At 71.0% G+C, this 17,408-nt stretch carries 17 protein-coding genes; 11 read left to right on the top strand and 6 right to left on the bottom strand.

Annotated elements, in window-relative coordinates:
* The first annotated feature begins 201 nt into the window (after positions 1-201).
* Positions 202-993, top strand: a complete 792-nt coding sequence (locus AB5J50_RS44115) for a VOC family protein (RefSeq protein WP_327435308.1) — start codon at positions 202-204, stop codon at positions 991-993.
* Positions 994-1,193: 200 nt separating this feature from the next.
* Here the strand turns inward: AB5J50_RS44115 and AB5J50_RS44110 are convergent, their stop codons facing one another.
* A complete protein-coding gene (locus AB5J50_RS44110) occupies positions 1,194-2,033 on the bottom strand; it encodes a patatin-like phospholipase family protein (protein ID WP_369264201.1) in 840 nt (279 codons plus the stop codon).
* Between the two features lie 102 nt (positions 2,034-2,135).
* On the opposite strand from AB5J50_RS44110, the gene AB5J50_RS44105 reads away from it, so the two are divergent.
* A complete protein-coding gene (locus tag AB5J50_RS44105; RefSeq protein WP_369264200.1) occupies positions 2,136-2,804 on the top strand; it encodes a TetR/AcrR family transcriptional regulator in 669 nt (222 codons plus the stop codon).
* 20 nt (positions 2,805-2,824) lie between these two features.
* Here AB5J50_RS44105 and AB5J50_RS44100 read toward each other — a convergent pair whose 3' ends face one another.
* Positions 2,825-3,871, bottom strand: coding sequence for a LacI family DNA-binding transcriptional regulator (locus AB5J50_RS44100; RefSeq protein ID WP_369264199.1), 1,047 nt, complete (start codon positions 3,869-3,871; stop codon positions 2,825-2,827).
* Positions 3,872-4,013: 142 nt separating this feature from the next.
* Here AB5J50_RS44100 and AB5J50_RS44095 point away from each other — a divergent pair, with 142 nt between their 5' ends.
* Together AB5J50_RS44095 and AB5J50_RS44090 are read left to right on the top strand one after the other, a co-directional pair.
* Positions 4,014-4,895: a hypothetical protein gene (locus AB5J50_RS44095; RefSeq protein WP_369264198.1), complete on the top strand. Its 882-nt coding sequence runs from the start codon at positions 4,014-4,016 to the stop codon at positions 4,893-4,895.
* A 99-nt stretch (positions 4,896-4,994) separates the two neighbouring features.
* Positions 4,995-7,085 (top strand): HEAT repeat domain-containing protein, encoded by a 2,091-nt coding sequence (locus AB5J50_RS44090; protein WP_369264197.1) that lies wholly within the window; start codon positions 4,995-4,997, stop codon positions 7,083-7,085.
* 89 nt (positions 7,086-7,174) lie between these two features.
* Here AB5J50_RS44090 and ligD read toward each other — a convergent pair whose 3' ends face one another.
* On the bottom strand, positions 7,175-8,191 hold the full coding sequence (gene ligD, locus AB5J50_RS44085; RefSeq protein WP_369264196.1) for a non-homologous end-joining DNA ligase: 1,017 nt from the start codon (positions 8,189-8,191) through the stop codon (positions 7,175-7,177).
* A 74-nt stretch (positions 8,192-8,265) separates the two neighbouring features.
* Between ligD and AB5J50_RS44080 the strand changes: the two genes are divergently transcribed.
* Both AB5J50_RS44080 and AB5J50_RS44075 read left to right on the top strand, forming a co-directional pair.
* Positions 8,266-9,336, top strand: coding sequence for an ATP-dependent DNA ligase (locus AB5J50_RS44080; protein ID WP_327433611.1), 1,071 nt, complete (start codon positions 8,266-8,268; stop codon positions 9,334-9,336).
* 194 nt (positions 9,337-9,530) lie between these two features.
* Complete coding sequence (locus tag AB5J50_RS44075) at positions 9,531-10,532, top strand: DUF3048 domain-containing protein (protein WP_369264195.1); 1,002 nt, start codon at positions 9,531-9,533, stop codon at positions 10,530-10,532.
* A 23-nt stretch (positions 10,533-10,555) separates the two neighbouring features.
* On the opposite strand, the gene AB5J50_RS44070 is transcribed toward AB5J50_RS44075, so the two are convergent.
* The gene (locus tag AB5J50_RS44070; RefSeq protein WP_369264194.1) at positions 10,556-10,888 is read right to left on the bottom strand and encodes a hypothetical protein; all 333 of its coding nucleotides are present in this window, start codon (positions 10,886-10,888) and stop codon (positions 10,556-10,558) included.
* Between the two features lie 188 nt (positions 10,889-11,076).
* Positions 11,077-11,835, bottom strand: a complete 759-nt coding sequence (locus AB5J50_RS44065) for an IclR family transcriptional regulator (protein WP_369264193.1) — start codon at positions 11,833-11,835, stop codon at positions 11,077-11,079.
* A 129-nt stretch (positions 11,836-11,964) separates the two neighbouring features.
* Here AB5J50_RS44065 and AB5J50_RS44060 point away from each other — a divergent pair, with 129 nt between their 5' ends.
* Positions 11,965-13,290: an MFS transporter gene (locus AB5J50_RS44060; protein ID WP_369264192.1), complete on the top strand. Its 1,326-nt coding sequence runs from the start codon at positions 11,965-11,967 to the stop codon at positions 13,288-13,290.
* A 21-nt stretch (positions 13,291-13,311) separates the two neighbouring features.
* Here the strand turns inward: AB5J50_RS44060 and AB5J50_RS44055 are convergent, their stop codons facing one another.
* Positions 13,312-13,776 (bottom strand): MarR family winged helix-turn-helix transcriptional regulator, encoded by a 465-nt coding sequence (locus AB5J50_RS44055; RefSeq protein WP_369264191.1) that lies wholly within the window; start codon positions 13,774-13,776, stop codon positions 13,312-13,314.
* Positions 13,777-13,988: 212 nt separating this feature from the next.
* On the opposite strand from AB5J50_RS44055, the gene AB5J50_RS44050 reads away from it, so the two are divergent.
* The 4 genes from AB5J50_RS44050 to pcaH are packed head-to-tail and all read left to right on the top strand — an operon-like array spanning position 13,989 to position 17,407.
* Positions 13,989-14,771 carry a CoA transferase subunit A gene (locus tag AB5J50_RS44050; RefSeq protein WP_330308943.1) on the top strand — a complete coding sequence of 261 codons (783 nt, stop codon included), beginning with the start codon at positions 13,989-13,991 and terminating at the stop codon, positions 14,769-14,771.
* Positions 14,771-15,427 carry a CoA transferase subunit B gene (locus AB5J50_RS44045; protein WP_369264190.1) on the top strand — a complete coding sequence of 219 codons (657 nt, stop codon included), beginning with the start codon at positions 14,771-14,773 and terminating at the stop codon, positions 15,425-15,427. Before AB5J50_RS44050 ends, AB5J50_RS44045 begins: the two co-directional genes overlap by 1 nt.
* On the top strand, positions 15,424-16,626 hold the full coding sequence (locus AB5J50_RS44040; RefSeq protein WP_369264189.1) for an acetyl-CoA C-acyltransferase: 1,203 nt from the start codon (positions 15,424-15,426) through the stop codon (positions 16,624-16,626). The genes AB5J50_RS44045 and AB5J50_RS44040 overlap by 4 nt, the downstream gene beginning before the upstream one ends.
* 10 nt (positions 16,627-16,636) lie before the next feature.
* Positions 16,637-17,407, top strand: coding sequence for a protocatechuate 3,4-dioxygenase subunit beta (gene pcaH, locus AB5J50_RS44035; RefSeq protein ID WP_369264188.1), 771 nt, complete (start codon positions 16,637-16,639; stop codon positions 17,405-17,407).
* Position 17,408: the final 1 nt, after the last annotated feature.

Here is a 17,408-nt window from a genome sequence, read left to right as displayed (position 1 = left end):
CGGCGGCCCCTGATGATGACGCCGCCGAAGGGGACAGCGCACGGCGGCGCGCGGGGAGCGTGAAAACAAGGCGAACCCCTTTGGTCACCCAGGGTAACTGTGGCCATCACCCCATGCCGCCCGCGCGCTCCGCAGCGATTGTCAGTGGGCGGTGCAAGACTCGGCAGTGCAGGCAACGGGACCCTTCAAAGGAGGGCAATGATGCTCACCACCCGCTTTGTCACCGGCGCGCCGAACTGGCTGGATGTCGGCACATCCGACATCGACGGCGCCATCTCCTTCTACGGAGGCCTCTTCGGCTGGCAGTTCCAGTCGGCGGGACCCGACGCCGGAGGCTACGGCTTCTTCCAGCTCGACGGAAAGACCGTGGCCGGCGGCATGCAGACCACTCCTGAGCAGGGCCCGCCCTCCTGGACCGTGTACTTCCAGAGCCCTGACGCGGAGGCCACGGCCAAGGCGGCGGAGCAGGCCAAGGGTGCCGTGCTCATGCAGCCCATGGATGTGATGGGCGAGGGCCACATGGCGATCCTGGCCGACGAGGCGGGCGTACCCTTCGGCATCTGGCAGCCGGCCCGCACCAAGGGCCTGGACGTGGCGGGGGACCCCGGCTCGCTGTGCTGGGTCGAGCTCTACACCCCGGACATCGCCGCGGCCGCCGCGTTCTACGACTCGGTCTTCGGCTGGAACACCTCGGCGATGCCGTTCCCGGGCGGGACCTACACCTGTATCAACCCCGCGGGGACGGAGGATGAGGCCATGTTCGGCGGGGTCGTCCCGCTGGCCGACGACCCGGTCGAGGCCGAGTCGGGCGCGTACTGGCTGCCGTACTTCGAGGTCGGCGACACGGACGCCGTGGTCAGCAAGACCCAGGAGCTGGGCGGCACGGTCCGGATGCCCGCGACGGACATGGAGGGCGTGGGCCGCATCGCGAAGCTCGCCGACCCGTACGGGGCACGCTTCGCGGTGATCAAGAGCGCGCCGCAGCAGAGCTGAGGCCCGGATCGGTGGGGTCCTGGCACACCGGGGCCCCACCGATGCGTCGTCGACTCCCGTGCACGGCGACGCGTCGACGCGGGCCGACTGACACGAGGGCGAGAGCACCCGTCACCGGACGCGCGTCGTGCGCGCCAACTCCCCGCCGCGTAGGCCCCTTTCCCGAACAACGACCCACACCTCAGGGGTCTGTGAGGGCATCAGCCGTGCCACACCTCGGCCACGGACTCCGCGAGGGCGGTGGCCTGGGCGTGGCCCGCGCGGGCGGCGGCCGGGCGGCGGGAGTTGTCCACCATGTTGCGGCCCATCGCACGGCGTGCGGTGCCGTCCGGGGTCAGGAGGCTGACGCGGGCCCCGTCCGCGGCCAGTTCCGCGGCCTGCCGCGGGGCACTCGGGTGCGGGCCGACCGCCTTGGGAATGGGTGAGATCGCGACGATGCGACGGTGGCCGCGAGCCAGGTGGATGTTGCTGGTCGAGCGGCTGCCGCCGTCCATCCAGCGGCGGCCGGCGACGCTGACGGGCGGCCAGACCACGGGCACCGCGCAGCTCGCGGCGACCGCTTCGAGAAGGGTCACGCCCGAGGCCGCGTCGAACACCTCAAGGTTGCCGGTCCGCGCGTCGACCGCCGTGATCCGCAACTCCCGCTCGGGCCACTGCCGTACATCGCCGAGCAAAGTGCCGACGACATCGAAGACCTCCGACTCGGGGGCGGTTCGGGCCGCCAGCGCGGCTCGGCCGAGGCGCTGGACGGAACGCCTCGGGTCCCGCGATCCAAGTGCGGCCCACAGGTAGCGAGCCGTCTGCCCCAGGGTGACGGTGAGGCCGATGGGGTTCGCCCCGGCGAGTTGCTCCTCGTACAACTCGGCGGCGGTGCCACCGGAGGCGAGCCGGGTGCCGAAGATCGCGCCCGCGGAGGTGCCGATCACGACATCGGCCGCGGCCACATCGAGACCGGCCTCGGCGAGTCCGGCGAGCACTCCGGCCATCCACGCCCCGCCGACCGCCCCGCCGCCGCCGAGCACCAGCGCCGTGTCCGCCATCGGTCCACCCTTCCAATCAAATGGGGAGTACCCCCCACTTCCCGGGGTGACGATAGCATCAGTACCGGGGAATGGTCCCCGGTACTACCGAAGGGTGAGGTCATGACGCTCGGCGCGAACGGGCCGGAGGCGGCACCACGGCGGCGCGACGCCCGGCGCAACCGCGAGCTGCTGGTCGAGGCGGCCCGCGAAGTGTTCGCGGAACAGGGGCTTGACGCGCCACTGGACGTGATCGCCCGCCGGGCAGGCGTGGGAAACGCCACGCTGTACCGGCACTTCCCGAACCGCGCCGCGCTCGTCGACGAGGTCTTCCGGGACACCCTGACGGGGACGATGGCGGTCGGCGAGCGGGCCCGGACGGCAGAAGACGCCTGGACGGCGCTCCTGGACTACACGGAGGCGGTCTTCACCGGACTGGCCGCCGACCGCGGTGCGATCGACCTCATGACCACCCGGCTGGAGGGCGTCACCACACTGGAGGCCGTGCACGCCCACAACCGGGAGACGGTGGACGTACTCCTGCGCCGTGGCCGCGCACAGGGCACGGTGCGCGGCGATCTCAGCACCGAGGACCTCCTCTTCGCGCTGGCCGCGCTCTCCCGCGCCGTCCCGGCGCTCACGGCCACAGCACCGGACGCCTGGCGCCGCGCGCTCGCCCTTCTCCTCGACGGCCTGCGCGCCTCACCGACCGCCGCCCCGCTGCCCGAGCCCTCGCTCACAGAGGCCCAACTCGGCGACGTCCTGGGAAACTTGGGGCCGCACCGGGACTGAACGAGGAGGAGCGCCGTAGCTCAGGCGGAGGCCCTTCGTACGAGTGTCGTCGGCAACACCACGCTGGACGGATCGCCTCCCAGGCTCTCCTCACCGGTCCCGCGGTCGAGGCGGCGCAGCAGGAGTCGAGCCATCAACCGGCCCATTTCCTCTATGTCCTGACGGACCGACGTCAGGGGCGGGTCCGTCTGCTCGGCGATCGGCAGCATGTCGTCGAAACCGATCACGGCGACGTCGTCGGGCACGCGCCGCCCCCGCTCGCGCAGTACGCGCAGGGCTCCCGAGGCCGACAGATCGTTCGCGGCGAACACCGCGTCCACGTCGGGGCGGCGCTCCAGCAGCTCCCGCATCGCACGCTCGCCGCCCGCGGGCGTGAAGTCACCCTCGGCGACAAGCGCCGGATCGCCGTCGACCATGACGTCCCGGAACCCGTCCAGCCGGTCGACCGCGGACGTCTGGTCGAGGGCGCCGGTGATGTGCGCGATGCGCGTACGCCCGAGTCCGACGAGGTGACGTACGGCCTCGCGGGCGCCGCCCCGGTTGTCGCAGTCGACATACACCGAGGGTACGGAGTTGCGGGCACCGTGGCCCCAGCCGGGCCGGCCACCGAACACCGTCGGCACGCCCGCTCCGTGGATCAGTCCGGGCAACGGATCGTCGAGGTGCAGCGAGAAGACGAGGGCGCCGTCGACATGGCCGCCGGCGAGATAGCGGCCCACGCGTACGTGGTCGTCGCGGCCCTCCGTGAGCAGCAGCACGAGTTGCGAGTCGTGTGCCGTCAACTCCTTGCTGATACCCCTGAGTTGGAGGGCGAAGAAGGGGTCGGCGAAGACCCTGGTCTCCGGTTCGGCGATCACGACGGCGACGGCGTCGTGCCGCCGCGTCACCAGGCTGCGCGCAGCCTGGTTGGGAACATAACCGAGCTCTTCGACGGCCCGCCTGACCCGTTCGACGAGGGGTTCGCGCACGCCGTCACCGCCGTTGACGACGCGCGACGCGGTGGCCCGGGAGACTCCGGCCCGGGCGGCCACGGCCTCCAGCGTGGGGCGCGACGCAGTTTCGGTCACCTCAGGGCTCCTCATCGGCGGTTGCGGGTCAGGATAGCCGCGCCACCAGTCACTTCGTGAGAGCGCTCCCAGATCACCGGAATCGACTTGCGCCAGGGAGCCTGGTGCGTCGAAGATCGCCGTATGACCATGAGAAAGGCCCATGCGGCCTGACCGCCCCGCGACCCGGCTGGCCGGGTACGCCCATCTCCCGCGCGCCTATCGGGACCTGCACAACCTGCACAGCACGGTCGACGCCTTCGGGCGCGCGCACTGGCTGCTGACCGAGCATCCGCCCGAGCCTCGCGGCAAGGAGCCCTACGACGCCGTGGTCGTGACGGTCGAGGACGGCCGCACGTACGAGACGCATCTCAGCGCGGTGCGAGCGCGGTTCGCCAAGCTCGACGCGCTGCCCGACGGGGGTTTCGTCCTCGCGAGCGCCCGCAGCCGGCGCGATGAAGAGCACGTCCAGGTCTTCGACGCCCTGGGGCGGTCCTCATCGACCTTCCGCGTGGGCGACGGCATCGAAGATCTCCTGGCCGACGCGGCCGGAGACCTCTGGGTCGGCTACTTCGACGAAGGCGTCTACGGAAGCGACGAGTTGAGCTGGCCGGGCCTGCGCCGCTGGAGCAGCACCGGCGTTCCGCTGTGGGAGTACAAGCCCGGCCCCGGGCACGGCACGATCTCCGACTGCTACGCCCTGAACGTCGGCACCCGGGCCGTCTGGGCGTGCCCTTACCAGAACTTCCCGCTGCTGGAAATCCGCGGCGACCGAGCCGTGCGCGCACGCGAGAATCCGGTCAAGGGAGCGAGCGGGTTCGCCGTCCACGCCGATCGCGTCCTGTTCTTCAGCCCGTACGGGGACGACCACAGCGAGATCGTCGACTGCCGGATCACCTTGAACGCGGTGGAGCCAGTCGCATACGGGCGCCTGGTCCGCCCCGACGGCACCGATCTCGGCCGACACCGTGTCGTCTGCCGCGGCCCCCGCATCTACGTGCAGGAAGAACCGTGCACCGACTGGGCCGTGCTGGACATCGGTTAGGCGTTCGGGGGACGTCCGTCCTGTCCGAGCCGTTGTCAGTGGCGTGCGGCATGCTGTGATCAGTGGCTGCCGTACGCCGCTGGGGACGGGGAGGTCTGTGTGTTCACGGGGATCGAAGAGGTCGACTGGGCGTCGATGGGACACGCCTACACCGAGTCGGCGACAGACGTGCCCGACCTGCTGTGGGGCCTCGCCTCGGACGACCCGGCCAGGCGCGACATCGCACTGGACGGGATGTACGGGGCGGTGCACCACCAGGGAGATGTGTACGACAGCACGGTCGCGTGCATACCGTTCCTCTTCGAACTGATCGCGACGCCCACGGTGGCCGACCGGGACGCGATCGTCGGTCTGCTGCGCAGCATCGCGGGCGAGACGGAGCCCGATCCCGGGCAACTGGGCGGCATCTTCGAGGACGAGGAGGAGGACGCCGAGTGGATCCGGCCCTTCCTCGACGCCTCCGCGCTGATCCGCGGGCGCGCGGACTTCTTCCTCGGCCTTCTCGACGATCCGGACGCGGAGCTGCGCGCCGCGCTTCCGGGCGCGCTGGCCCATCTGCACTCCGACCCCGCGCGGGTGTTCGCCACGCTGCGCGACCGGCTGTCCGTCGAGTCCGACGCCGAGACGGTACGGGCCCTCGCGCGCGCCATCGGCAGACTCGCCGTCGATCACGCGGAGACGCTCGGCGCCGAGGCGGGACCGGTCCTGCGGGACATCGTGGACCGCACGACCGACCCCGAGCTGCGCATGACCGGGCTCGCCCAACTGGCCCGCTGCGCGCCGAGCCTGCTGCCGGAGAACACCGCGGAGCTGGCGGTCGACGTCATGCGGCTCGCGTACGAGACGAAGCACGGAACCGAGGAGGAGAAGGAACCGGAGCCGGAGCGGCCGCGCACGGACACGATGGTGTCCTATCTGCGAGAGCTCGAGGCCGGGCACCGCAGGAGCGTCGACGCCGATCTGGCCGACGACCTGCTGGAAGAGCTGCACCGAGCGCTCGGGGACCGCACCGAGGAGCGCTTCGACCTGCTCAACGAACAGCTGCGCAGCCCCGACTGGGGCCAGCGCGTCGCAGCCGTCCGGATGAGCGGCCTGCTGCTGACGGGCTGGCGCGCGCCGAACGACCTGTCCGTGTTCCTGGTCGCACAGCAACTCCTGGAGGAGGAACCCGACCTTTCCGAACGGGCCTTGGGCGAGCTGTCCTACGTGGCCCCGATCGCCGGCATCGTCGCGGACGTCCTCGCGGCGTGTGTCGAGGAATGGGACGAGGAGTGGGAGCCCGGCGGCTGGCAGCGGACTCTCTACGGCAGGGCGCTGGAGGCGCTGGCCCTCCAGGGTGACGCGCGGGCCGTGCCGGCGCTGGTCGACGTCATGGCGGAGGGCGGCGACATACCGGAGTACCTGGCCAGGTGGGTGGAGGAGATCGGCCCCGAGGCGGCGGCACCGCTGGGCCCGGTGCTGCTCCGCCGGCTGGCCGCGCTCCCGTCCGCTGACCGGAGCCAGGACAAGGGGCGCCTGATCGACACGGTGGGTGTGCTCGCGCCGGCCGAGGCGCTGCCGCTGCTCATCGGGTTGCTCCAGGACGAGCAGGGCAGGATGACCGTCTGGTCGGCACTCCGGGCACTCACCCGGTACGGCCGCGCGGCGGCCGAAGCAGCCCCGCGGCTGAGGGAGTTGGTGACCGACGAGACCACCTCGACCGAGGTCGGGCTGGACGCGGCGGAGGCGCTCTGGGCGGTGACGGGGGAGGTAGAGCCGGTGCTGCCCGTCGTACGCGAGGGCCTGAACTCGGACCACTGGTACGGGCGGTCGGCCGCCCTGCGGATCCTGCGCTCGCTCGGCCCTGCGGGCGCCCCGCTGGCCCCGCGGCTCAGGGAGCTGATAGCGGCCCACGGCACGAACGCCCCCGAGGCCGTCGCCCTGTGGAAGGTGACCGGCGACGCCGAGGCAGTGCTCCCGGTGCTGCTGAGCGAGTGGACGGCCACGCCCAGGAGCCGCCCGGCCACAGCGGCCTGCCTGGCCGAGATGGGCCAGGCGGCCGCCCCGGCCCTCCCCCTCATACGTGAGGAGTTGGCGTCCGTCCGCCGCCACAACAACGACAACTCAACAGGGAACATGCGCTACGACGTGGCCTCGGACGAGGCACTGCTGAGGGACTGCCGGACCATCGTGGCCGCGCTCGACGGCTGAGCGGCCTCGGGTCCTGGCCGGGCTCGGCGGCGAGAGGGCGTGCCGGGCGTCGCGACGCCGCGGAGATCCATCAGAAGCCCCAAAGGCCCCTAGCTGTCCTCGTGCTTGGCGCGGCTCGGCTGTACGCGCTTCGGCTCGCCCGGCATCTTCGGGTACTCGGGTGGGTACGGCAGGTCGCCCAGGCCGTGGTCGTGCTCGTCACGGCTGGCGAGTTCCAGCAGGGCCTCCAGGGAGAAGGCGTGGTCGTCCATGTCGGCGTGCACATCGCCGAGTTCGGCGAAGCGGCCCGGCATGGTCGCCAGGTCGAAGTCGCGGGGCTGGGCGTCGTCCACCTCGTCCCAGCGCAGGGGCGCGGAGACGGGGGCGTGCGGGCGGGGGCGTACCGAGTAGGCGGAGGCAATGGTGCGGTCTCTCGCGGTCTGATTGTAATCAACGAAGATCTTTTCGCCCCTTTCCTCCTTCCACCAGGCGGTAGTGACCCGGTCGGGCATACGGCGCTCCAGTTCGCGCCCGACGGCGATGGCGGCCCGGCGCACCTGGGTGAAGGTCCAGCGCGGCTGGATCGGCACGAAGACGTGCAGGCCGCGCCCGCCGGAGGTCTTGGGCCAGCCGCGCAGATCGCCGTACTCGTGCAGGACCTCGCGCAGTTCGTGGGCGGCGCGCACCGCGTCGGCGTAGTCGGTGCCGGGCTGCGGGTCGAGGTCGATCCGGAGTTCGTCGGGGCGGTCGACGTCGTCGCGGCGGACCGGCCAGGGGTGGAAGGTGAGCGTGCCGAACTGGGCGGCCCACAGGACGGCGGCGGGCTCGGTGGGGCACATCTCGTCGGCGCTGCGGCCGCTGGGGAAGGTGATGTGGGCGGTCGGGATCCAGTCGGGCATGTTCTTCGGGGCCCTCTTCTGGAAGAAGGACTCGCCGGCCACACCGTCCGGGTACCGCTCCAGGGTGGTGGGGCGGTTGCGGAGGGCGCGCAGTATGCCGTCGCCGACGGCGAGGTAGTACTGGGCGAGGTCCAGCTTCGTGAAACCGCGCTCCGGGAAGAAGACCTTGTCCGGGCTGGACAGACGTACGGTCCTCCCGGCTGCCTCGAGTTCCACCGCATCGCCCATGCGAGCCACGGTAGGCGCACCGCGCATGCCTCGCACACCGGGCGGGAGGCCGCGTCACCGCGCAGAATCGGAGCATGGATCTGCCGGTGATGCCGCCCGTGAAGCCGATGCTCGCCAAGTCCGTGGCTAAGATCCCGCCGGACATGCACTACGAGGCGAAGTGGGACGGTTTCCGCGCGATCGTGTTCCGCGACGGCCCCGAGGTGGAGATCGGCAGCCGCACCGGCAAGACGCTCACCAGGTACTTTCCCGAGCTGGTCGAGGCGCTGCGGGAGCGGCTGCCGGAGCGTTGCGTGATGGACGGGGAGATCGTGATCGCCCGGGAGGGACGGCTCGACTTCGACGCGCTCACGGAACGGATCCACCCGGCGGACTCGCGGGTGCGGATGCTGGCCGAGAAGACCCCCGCCTCCTTCGTGGCCTTCGATCTGCTGGCGCTCGCCGACGAGTCACTGCTCGACGTCCCGCTGGGTGACCGGCGCGCCCTGCTGGTGATGGCGCTGTCCGGAGTGACGGCACCGGTCCATGTGGCGCCCGCGACCACGGACCGCGAGGTCGCCCAGCTGTGGTTCGAGCAGTACGAGGGGGCGGGCCTCGACGGGGTGATCGCCAAACCGCTCACGCTGCCCTATCTCCAGGACGAGCGCGCCATGTTCAAGATCAAGCACGAGCGGACGGCTGACGTCGTCGTCGCCGGTTACCGCTTCCACAAGAGCGGGCCGATCGTCGGTTCCCTGCTGCTCGGCCTGTACGACGACGGGGGCACCCTGCAACACGTGGGCGTGAGCGCCGCGTTCCCGATGAAGCGGCGTGCGGAGCTGGTGGAGGAGCTGGAGCCGCTGCGGTTGGAGGATGCCGGGCAGCACCCCTGGGCGGCCTGGGCGGACGAGGCGGCGCATGAGACGGCGCGGTTGCCGGGGGCGCCCAGCCGGTGGTCGGCGAAGAAGGATCTGTCCTGGGTGCCGGTGCGGCCCGAGCGGGTGGCGGAGGTGGCGTACGACCATATGGAGAACGGTGTGCGGTTCCGCCACACGGCCCGCTTCCGCCGCTGGCGCCCCGACCGAACCGCCGAGAGCTGCACGTACAGCCAGTTGGAGGAGCCGGTGGGGTACGACCTCGCGGAGATCTTCGGACCACAGGACTGACCGCCACCGGACTGACCGTCACCGACCCGCCCTCCCGCGCTGTCCTCTCCCACCCTGCCCTCTTCTGCGGAGACCCGCTCGCCCCGTCGACCGTTCAGCTCAGCTTGCGCACGTAATCAGAATCGAACGGGTATAGCCACCGATGCACCTATAAGCGCACAATCGATGGCACGGAACGGGGGCGCACGGTGGGCATGCGACTGTTGGCGCGAATGCGGCGCGGCGCGATGACGGCGGCACTGCTGGCCGCCTCTTTGACGGGCTCCTTGATGACGGGCTGCACAGCCGGCGGCGGCTCGGGCGGCGGCACGATCGATGACGGGCGCGGCCAGACCCAAGAGCCGAGCCAAGGGCCGACCGACGGCAACCACGCCACGCCGAGGGGTGGTTCGGTGCTCGCCGTGAAGATCGACAATGTGCGCGCGGCCCGGCCGCAGACGGGCCTGGACGCGGCCGACGTCGTGTACGCGGAGCAGGTCGAGGGCGGCCTGAGCCGGCTGATGGCGGTCTACGCGAGCAAGTTCCCGAAGGTCATCGGGCCGGTGCGCAGTGCCCGCGAGTCGGACCTGGAGCTGCTGCGCCAGTTCGACGAGCCGACGCTCGCCTTCTCGGGGGCACAGCACAAGCTGCTGCCGCTGATCGGCAAGGCCCCGCTGCACGCACGGACGCCGGAAAAGGTGTCCGGTGCCTTCTACCGGGGCACGGACAAGCCGGCGCCGCACAATCTGTATCTGCGCCCCGGCCGACTGTTGGGTTCCGCACCGGGCAGCGCCGCTCTCACCACCGGGTTCCACTTCGGCGCGGCACCCGCGGGCGGCAGCCCGGAGACCTCACGCACCGTGCGCTTCCCGGCGGCCCGCTTCACCTTCACCTGGTCCGGCAGCCGGCAGCGCTGGCTGGTGGACATGGACGGCACGCCGACCGTGACGACCGAGGGCACGACGGTGGCTCCGGCGACGGTCGTCGTGCAGTACGTGAAGGTGCATCAGTCCCAGTTCCACGACTTCCTTGGCAACAACACGCCGTACACGGAGACGGTGGGCTCGGGGACGGCGAAGGTGCTGCGCGACGGCCGTGTCTTCAATGCGAACTGGGCGCGTCCCGGTGCGACGGACGGCACGGAGTTCACGACGACGGACGGTGCGCCGATGAACTTCGCGCAGGGCCAGGTGTGGGTGGTGTTCGCGAAGGCCTGACCAGTCAGGGGCGCCGGGGGGCCTCAGGCGCGGTGCCCGAGTCGGCGCTCGATCGCCGCTCCCGCATCCTGGCGGGCGGCGGCGAGCGCGTGCCGGGCGTCGTCGGCCGAGTCGAGTCCGACCGCGGCGGCGATGTCCTCCCAGTGGGCGCCCGCGGTGAGCAGCGCCTCGACCGCCGCGCCGACGGCGGCCGTCGACGCACGGCGTGCCCGGTCGAGTTCGGCGAGCGTGCGCAGCAGATCGGGGGCCGTCGCGGCGTCGGCGAGACCGCCCTGCGCGGCATGGCGCGCCTGGTCGGCGGTGACCCACCAGTCCGCGGGGGTGTGCGGGGAACGGGTGCCGAGGGTCTGGCTCACGGTGGGGCCGCCTTCCTTCCCGGGGCGCCGCATGCGGGGTGATACGGCGACCTCAGTGTAGCCCGCGATCCGCTGTACGGTTCGAGTGGTCCGCTCAGCGGACCTCTCTGCTGTGTGCGGGGCGAGCAGGGCCCGCCCAATCCGAGAAGCCCGCGCGCGAACACCACCCAAGGCCTCCCCGCGCACGCTCATCCCTCGAACGGCAGCCCCGCCTTCGCCAACTCCCCCGCGGCCAGCGTCAGTCCCTCCGCGAACCGCCCCACCCGCTCCGCCGTGAACCGGGTGCTCGGCCCGCCGAACGACAGGGCGGCCACCACGGCCCCGCCCCTCCCCCGTACCGGAACGGCCACGGCCGACAGCCCCTCCTCGCGCTCCCCGTGGCTCACGGCGTACCCGTGCTCGCGCGCCTCCGCGATCCAGGAGTGCAGGGTGTCGAGATGGGCGATTCCGTGCGGTGAGGCGTCCGCGACCTTCCGCAGCAGCGCGTCCGGCGCGTCCACCAGCAGGGCCTTGGCCACGCCGCCCGCCCACAGGGGGAGTTCGTCTCCTACGCGGACCACCTGACGGAGCGTCTGCGGCCCTTCCTCCTGGGCGATGCAGACACGGTGGATGTCACGGCGTACGTACAGGTGCACCGTCTCCTTGTGCTCGGCGGCGAGATCACGCAGGATCGCGCCGGCCGCGGGCGGCAGCCGCCAGGCCTGTTCGGCGAGGCGGGACCAGCGCAGCAGAGCGGGACCGGCGATGTAGCGGCCGTGTTCGTCGACCCACAGCAGGCCGTTCATCCGCAGGGTCCCCAGGAGCCGCAGGACCGTGGTCTTGGGCAGCCCGGAGGCGGTGACGATCTCGCGGACGGACATCGCGGGACGGCTCTCGTCGTAGAGCCCGAGGATGTCGATCGCCCGCTGGACGGTCCGCATGCCTGCCTGTTCGGACTCGGCTGCCATCTGTTCCTCCTCGACGCCGGACCGCGGTGCGGTCTCCATGACGGCTCTGCAGCCGCACGGTACTCCGCGACGGTCCGCTGGGCGGACCTGAGTCATGACTCATACTGGAACGGCCGCGAAGGAGCAGCCATGCGCACTGCCGTCACGCCCCCGTCCGCTCCGGCGGACCGGACGGCCCGCCCGGCGAACAGCAGAGCCCGGTACGGTCTGCTGGTCTCGCTGTTCATGATCACCGCGATCAACTATCTCGACCGTACGAACATGGCGGTCGCCCTCCCCCACATCACGGACGAGTTCCAGCTGTCCGCCACCGAGGCGGGCCTGATCCTGTCGGCCTTCTCGTGGGTGTACGCGGCGCTCCAGGTGCCCGGCGGCCGGCTGGTCGACAGGATCGGACCGAAGCTGGCGTTCGGCTACGCGATGATCGGCTGGTCGCTGTGCACGGTCGCGTTCTTCTTCGCCCGCTCCTTCGGCGTGGTGATCGGGCTGCGGGTCGGCCTCGGCTTCTTCGAGACGCCGGCGTTCCCGGCCAACAACCGGCTGGTCAGCAACTGGTTCCCGAGCAGGGAGCGCGGCCGGGCCACCGCTTGGTACACGGCGGGTGAGTACGTCGGCCTCGCGGTCGCCGTGCCGCTGCTCTCCCTGCTGGCCGTACGCTTCGGCTGGCCGTCGATCTTCCTGGCGACCGGCGTCGTCGGGCTGCTCTTCTCGGCGGTCTGGTTCAAGCGGGTCCACGACGCCCCGGAGCAGAGCCCGCGGGTGAGCGCCGGGGAACTCGCGTACATCCGCCAGGACGGCGAGGACACCCCCGCCGAGCAGACGGCCGCGCGCACCGAGTCCACCCGGCAGGGGCTGGCGATCCTGGTGCGCAGCCGCCGGATGTGGGGCCTGTACATCGCGCAGTTCGCCAACACGTCGGTGCTGTTCTTCTTCCTGACCTGGTTCCCCAGCTATCTCGTCGACGAGAAGCACATGGACACCATCAAGGCGGGCTTCTGGGGTTCGCTGCCCTACCTCTCCGCCGTGGTGGGCGTCGTGGTCGCGGGCTGGGGCTCGGACCGGCTGCTGCATGGCGGCATGTCGCGGACCTGGGCGCGCAAGCTGCCCGTGATGACGGGTCTGTGCCTGGCTCCGGTCATCGTGGCCGCCAACCTCACCGACTCCGTACCGCTGGTCATCTTCTTCATGTCGGTGGCGTTCTTCGCCCAGGGCTTCATGCAGCTGGGCTGGGCGGCGCTGTCCGACATCGCGCCGGTCCGGCTGATGGGCCTGGCGGGCGGCACGTTCAGCTTCGCGGCCAATCTGGGCGGCGCGCTCGCCCCGCTCGTCATCGGCGTGATCATCGACCGTACGGGCTCGATGGCGGGCGGCCTGATCTACGTCGCCGCGCTCTCGGTGGCCGGATTCCTGGCGTACGCCCTGCTCATCGACAAGGTGGAGCGCCTCGACGCGTGAGGCCGGCGCCCGGCCGTGCGCTCAGCGCTGGACGGTCAGAGGTTCCGTCGGGTTGCGGAGCCCCTCCGCGGCGTCCGAGACACGCTGGATGAGGTCGAAGAACATGGCCTGCTCCTCGGCGGAGAGCGGGGCCAGGAAGACCTGGTTCATCCGCGCGGTGCGCACCGTCAGCTTGCGGTGCGTACGCATCCCCTCGTCCGTGAGGCGCAGCAGGAAGCGGCGGCCGTCCTGCGGGTCGCGCACCTTGTCGAGCAGACCACGGCGGTCCAGCCGGCTGATGACCTCGGCGATGGTGGACCGGTCGAGCCCCACGCGCTCCCCCACCGTGCGCTGGTCCAGGCCCGGCTCCGCGACGAGCGCGTTCAGGACCGCGAACTGCGGAGAGGTGATCTCCTCGGAGACCATCGTGTTCCACAGCAGGTAGTGCGCCTGCTGCAGTCGCCGGGCCAGGTGCCCGGGGTGGGCGGAGAGGTCCACCGCGGCCATGTGCGCTCCTGTCGTCATATTCGTTGGTGCACTGAACGATACCCGCCCCCCAGCTGACCTGTCTCCTCGTATGCCGAGACTCTCACCTGCATATTCCCTGAAGGTCTTGACTGACCAAGCAGCGGATGGCAGCGTGTTTGAAACCTCGAATTAATAATCAGTGCCCTGACTAATTGAGGCACTGGGCGCTCGGGAGAGATGGGGCTTCACGGATGGACAAGGTGGTCGCCACAGCCCTGGAGGCGGTGGCCGATGTGCCGGACGGCGCGACACTCGCGGTCGGCGGATTCGGCCTGAGCGGTGTGCCGAACGTGCTGATCGAGGCTCTGTACGAGCGCGGCGTCTCGGGGCTCGGCGTGGTCTCCAACAACTGCGGGGCCATGGAGTCCGGCCTCGCGATCCTGCTCGCGGCCGGGCGGATCGCCCGCGTCACCGGCTCGTACATCGGTGCGAACAAGGAGTTCGCCCGGCAGTACCTGGCCGGTGAGCTGGAGGTCGAGATGATCCCGCAGGGCACGCTCGCCGAGCGGCTGCGCGCGGGCGGCGCCGGGATCCCGGCGTTCTACACCCCGGCCGGGGTCGGCACCCAGGTCGCGGACGGCGGGCTGCCGTGGCGGTACGACGGCCAGGGCGGCGTCGCGCTCGCCTCCCCGCCGAAGGAGGTGCGCGAGTTCGACGGCACGGAGTACGTGCTGGAGCACGGCATCCGCACCGACTTCGCGCTCGTCCGGGCCGCCAAGGGCGACCGGCACGGCAACCTGGTCTTCAACAAGTCCACCCGGAACTTCAACCCGCTGGCCGCGATGGCCGGCCGGGTGACGATCGCCGAGGTGGAGGAGCTCGTGGAGCCGGGCGAGATCGACCCGGACGCGGTACATCTGCCGGGCATCTTCGTGCAGCGCGTCGTGGCGCTCACCCCGGAGCAGGCGAACGCCAAGATGATCGAGCAGCGGACGGTTTCGGCGCCCGCGGCGGATGGAACGGTGAGCGAGTAATGGCCTGGAGCAGGGAAGAGATGGCCGCCCGCGCCGCGCGCGAGCTTCAGGACGGCCAGTACGTGAACCTCGGGATCGGCCTGCCGACGCTGATCCCCAACTACCTGCCCGCCGACGTCGAGGTGATCCTGGAGTCGGAGAACGGCATCCTCGGCACCGGCCCCTACCCGACCGAGGACCAGGTCGACCCGGACCTCATCAACGCCGGCAAGGAGACCGTCACCGTCCTGCCCGGCGCCTCCTACTTCGACTCGTCACTGTCCTTCGGGATGATCCGCGGCGGGCACATCGATGTCGCCGTGCTCGGCGCGATGCAGGTGTCCGCGGGCGGTGACCTCGCCAACTGGGCGATCCCCGGCAAGATGATCACCGGCATCGGTGGCGCGATGGACCTCGTGCACGGCGCCCGCACCGTCATCGTCGTGATGACGCACACCGCCAAGGACGGCTCCCCGAAGATCCTTGAGCATTGCGCGCTGCCGCTCACCGGCAAGGCGTGTGTGAACCGGGTCATCACCGATCTCGGTGTTCTCGACGTCACCGAGGAGGGCCTGGTGCTCGTCGAGACCGCGCCGGGCGTCACGGTCGAGGAGATCATCGCCAAGACCGCCGCCAAGGTCCGCATCACAGAGGAAACCGAGGAGATCCCGTCGTGAAGGACGTCTACATCGTCGATGCCGTACGGACGCCGATCGGCAAGTACAGCGGCTCGCTGGCCGCCGTCCGCCCGGACGACCTCGGCGCCCACGCCATCCGTGAACTCCTCGCCCGTACGCCGGACCTGGACCCGTCCCGGATCGAGGACGTGTACTTCGGCAACGCCAACGGCGCCGGCGAGGAGAACCGCAACGTGGGCCGCATGGCCGCCCTCCTCGCCGGTCTGCCCACCTCGGTGCCCGGCGTGACCGTCAACCGGCTGTGCGCCTCCGGGCTCGAAGCCGTCATCCAGGCCGCGCGGGCCATCGCGCTCGGCGACGCCTCCATCGCCCTGGCCGGCGGCGTCGAGTCGATGACCCGCGCCCCCTACGTCCTGCCGAAGAGCGACAGGCCCTTCCCGGCCGGACACGCCGAGCTGTACTCCACCACGCTCGGCTGGCGCATGGTCAACCCGAAGATGGACCCGCAGTGGACCGTCCCGCTGGGCGAGTCGGCCGAACTCATCGCCGAGAAGCACAAGATCACCCGTGAGCAGCAGGACGAGTTCGCCCTCGCCAGCCACCGCAAGGCGGCCCGGGCACAGGCGGACGGTCTGTTCGACGGCGAGATCGCACCCGTCCCCCTTCCCCAGCGCAAGGGCGACCCGGTCGTCTTCGGCGCCGACGAGTGCGTACGAGCCGACGCGTCCCTGGCGGCCATGGCCAGGCTCAAGCCGTCCTTCCGCGAGCAGAACGGCACGGTGACGGCGGGCAACGCCTCCCCGCTCAACGACGGCGCCGCCGCCCTGCTCCTGGTCGACGAGGAGGGCCTGAAGGCCACCGGCCGCGAGCCCCTCGCCCGCGTCAGCTCCTCCGGCGTGTCCGCGATCGACCCGCACTACTTCGGACTCGCCCCCGTCGAGGCCGTCAAGCGCGCACTCGCCAAGGCGGGCAAGGGATTTGACGACCTGTCAACGCTGGAGCTGAACGAGGCCTTCGCCGCACAGGTCCTCGGCTGTGTCGCCGAATGGCCCGAGTTCGACCCCGCGATCCTCAACCCGCAGGGCGGCGCCATCGCCCTCGGCCACCCCCTCGGCGCGTCCGGCGCCCGGCTCGCCGGAACCGTCGCCCACCAACTCGCCCGCAAGGGGTCCGGAGTTGGTGTCGCCACCCTCTGCATCGGTGTGGGCCAGGGCCTCGCCCTCGTCCTCGAACGATAGGAAGTCGACCATGGCTCTCACTCAGTCGGACATCGACGTCGAGATCAAGGATCTCCAGGACGCGTACGACAAGGCGGTCGTCGGCGGCGCGCCGGTCCAGCACCACCCCGCGCGCGACTACGCCCCGTACCGCAGCTCGCTGCTGCGCCACCCCAAGCAGCCGCTGATCGCCGTGAGCGGCGGCGACCCGGAGACGGTCGAGCTGTCGGGTCCGGTGTTCGGCGTCACCGACATCACCGAGCACGACAACAACCTGACGCTCCAGCACCGGGGCGAGCCGATCGGCGAGCGCATGACCGTCTCGGGCCGGCTGCTCGACCGCGACGGCCGTCCCGTGCGCGGCCAGCTCGTCGAGATCTGGCAGGCCAACGCCGCGGGCCGCTACGCCCATCTGCGCGAACAGCACCCGGCTCCGCTCGACCCCAACTTCACGGGTGTCGGACGGACCCTGACGGACGATCAGGGCCGGTACACGTTCACCACGATCAAGCCGGGCCCGTACCCGTGGGGCAACCACACCAACGCGTGGCGGCCCGCGCACATCCACTTCTCGGTCTTCGGCACGGCGTTCACGCAGCGGCTGATCACGCAGATGTACTTCCCCAGCGACCCGCTGTTCCGGTACGACCCGATTCTGCAGTCCGTGACGGACCAGGCGGCTCGCGACCGGCTGATCGCCACCTACCACCACGACCTCTCCCAGCCCGAGTTCTCGATGGGCTACGAATGGGACATCGTCCTTGACGGTCCCTCCGCCACCTGGATCGAGGAAGGCCGTTGAG

The sequence above is a fragment of the Streptomyces sp. R35 genome, assembly GCF_041053035.1.
Classification (GTDB): Bacteria; Actinomycetota; Actinomycetes; order Streptomycetales; family Streptomycetaceae; genus Streptomyces; species Streptomyces lutosisoli.
The sequence above is the reverse complement of the archived record's forward strand: the minus strand, read 5'-3'. Positions and strand labels throughout refer to the sequence as shown.

Excerpts from the sequence above, each read along its gene's own strand:
- AB5J50_RS44075 (WP_369264195.1), top strand. The coding sequence starts at position 9,531 with ATGCGACTGTTGGCGCGAATGCGGCGCGGCGCGATGACGGCGGCACTG.
- AB5J50_RS44060 (WP_369264192.1), top strand. The coding sequence starts at position 11,965 with ATGCGCACTGCCGTCACGCCCCCGTCCGCTCCGGCGGACCGGACGGCC.
- AB5J50_RS44095 (WP_369264198.1), top strand. The coding sequence starts at position 4,014 with ATGCGGCCTGACCGCCCCGCGACCCGGCTGGCCGGGTACGCCCATCTC.
- pcaH (WP_369264188.1), top strand. The coding sequence starts at position 16,637 with ATGGCTCTCACTCAGTCGGACATCGACGTCGAGATCAAGGATCTCCAG.
- AB5J50_RS44110 (WP_369264201.1), bottom strand. The coding sequence starts at position 2,033 with ATGGCGGACACGGCGCTGGTGCTCGGCGGCGGCGGGGCGGTCGGCGGG.
- AB5J50_RS44080 (WP_327433611.1), top strand. The coding sequence starts at position 8,266 with ATGGATCTGCCGGTGATGCCGCCCGTGAAGCCGATGCTCGCCAAGTCC.
- AB5J50_RS44055 (WP_369264191.1), bottom strand. The coding sequence starts at position 13,776 with ATGGCCGCGGTGGACCTCTCCGCCCACCCCGGGCACCTGGCCCGGCGA.
- AB5J50_RS44105 (WP_369264200.1), top strand. The coding sequence starts at position 2,136 with ATGACGCTCGGCGCGAACGGGCCGGAGGCGGCACCACGGCGGCGCGAC.
- AB5J50_RS44115 (WP_327435308.1), top strand. The coding sequence starts at position 202 with ATGCTCACCACCCGCTTTGTCACCGGCGCGCCGAACTGGCTGGATGTC.
- AB5J50_RS44050 (WP_330308943.1), top strand. The coding sequence starts at position 13,989 with ATGGACAAGGTGGTCGCCACAGCCCTGGAGGCGGTGGCCGATGTGCCG.
- AB5J50_RS44065 (WP_369264193.1), bottom strand. The coding sequence starts at position 11,835 with ATGGCAGCCGAGTCCGAACAGGCAGGCATGCGGACCGTCCAGCGGGCG.
- ligD (WP_369264196.1), bottom strand. The coding sequence starts at position 8,191 with ATGGGCGATGCGGTGGAACTCGAGGCAGCCGGGAGGACCGTACGTCTG.
- AB5J50_RS44045 (WP_369264190.1), top strand. The coding sequence starts at position 14,771 with ATGGCCTGGAGCAGGGAAGAGATGGCCGCCCGCGCCGCGCGCGAGCTT.